This is a genomic window from Vreelandella olivaria, from assembly GCF_023507745.1.
GTDB lineage: Bacteria > Pseudomonadota > Gammaproteobacteria > Pseudomonadales > Halomonadaceae > Vreelandella > Vreelandella olivaria_A.
On the sequence record NZ_JALPZO010000082.1, the window covers coordinates 1 to 590 of the forward strand.

Genomic DNA, 590 nt, shown 5'->3' on the forward strand with positions numbered 1-590 from the left:
GGGGCTGTTCCCCCACATGGCGCACTTCAATCGCCTGCCAGTCGCGATTAAGGCGGGCGGTGTCGTGGTCGGTGAGGGTGAAGCGTGTACCGGGGGCGAGTTCGGGCAGGTCGCTTTCTGCTTGAGCAGTCACCGCATCGCGGCGTAAGTGCTCCAGGCGAATACGGGTAAAGGGTTTACCCGAGGCGTCCTGTTTATAACGGCCAGGGTAGTCGTAGTGTTCGTAATCCAACCGTTGGCCGTGGGCATCCACCTCGCGGCCCTGGTGTTCGTGTAACTGGGCATAGCCAGGGTGTTTAAAGCTGTAGTCTTTGAGCGTGGCCGAGGAACTGGCCACACGGGCGGTGTGGCGGAGTGTGCGTAGATGGCGGTGGGGGGCGGTGCCACCGGCACGGCTGTGGTAGCTGCGCCCGCCCAGGTTGACCAATACCTGGGGATCATCGGCGAAGATTAGCCGGTGGGCGCCCCCGCTGCTCTGGTCGTCTGCTGCCTCGAAGTCATGGAAGTAGAACAGCCCCTCCTCGGCAGCCAGACGCTCGATAAAGGCAAGATCCGTCTCACGGTACTGCACACAGTACTCACGCTCGGCC

Annotated in this window: 1 protein-coding gene; it reads right to left on the reverse strand. The window is 62.5% G+C overall.

Going from position 1 to position 590, the window contains the following annotated elements; genetic code table 11:
* Window positions 1-590: contractile injection system protein, VgrG/Pvc8 family (locus HP566_RS07105; protein ID WP_249976568.1), on the reverse strand; the 590-nt coding region annotated here is incomplete at both ends.